General features: G+C 32.6%; 1 protein-coding gene. It reads right to left on the bottom strand.

What is annotated here, in order from left to right:
- Positions 1-548, bottom strand: a 548-nt coding sequence (locus tag ACTNBA_RS19070; RefSeq protein ID WP_441075822.1) for an IS110 family transposase, incomplete at its 3' end; no start/stop codon positions are given.
- Positions 549-804: the final 256 nt, after the last annotated feature.

Here is an 804-nt window from a genome sequence, read left to right as displayed (position 1 = left end):
GTTAGGAGGCAATAAGAAGAATTTTGATGAATTGACCAAACGTGTTTAGGTAATTCAGGAAATATTATATCTATGAGTCTAGTTATTGATATTTTCAGCTTTGATCGATACCCTATCATTCTATAGCGATGTCTAGTTAGTGACTTTAACTCTTGAATTTGATATGATACAGGAGAATAGGATTTTGCATCATCAGAAAAGAGCATTTTAGCAATAACTAGTGCATCCGTTTTATCGGTTTTAGTCTTTCTAAGGGTTTGAGCCTTACGGAAGAGATTTGTAGCCAAGGGATTAAGAATGTATAGGCGAAAGCCTTTGGCATATAAGTAGTTTTGGAGATTAGTGCTATAATGACCTGTTGATTCAAGTCCTATTTTTACGTTAGAAATATTTTGACCCGATAGGGCTGAAAGAATTGAGGTGTATAGTAGTTCAAAGCCTTCACTTGAATTACATATACGTAGACAATCATTAATAATAACTCCATCTGAATCTACAATGCAGCAATCATGTTTGTCTTTAGCTACATCAATACCGACATAAATCATAAGAACAACTCCTTTTTAAATTAGTCCGCTATGTTCCACTAACTTTATGCTAAATGTATCCTTGCTCTATATAAAACGTCATGCGTTATCTAACTAATTAACAAATAAGCATAAAGCTGTGGTTATATCCTCAATTTAAATAGTCTAGCTATAGGTGATTGAACTAATCCACAGCGTCTTATGTTAAGTATAGTAAAAATTATTATGAAAGGGAAAGTATAGTGAATTTTTACTATGAGTTCATTATACAAGGTGA

This window comes from Clostridium sulfidigenes (assembly GCF_052067195.1).
GTDB classification, from domain to species: domain Bacteria; phylum Bacillota; class Clostridia; order Clostridiales; family Clostridiaceae; genus Clostridium_J; species Clostridium_J sulfidigenes.
The sequence above is the reverse complement of the archived record's forward strand: the minus strand, read 5'-3'. Positions and strand labels throughout refer to the sequence as shown.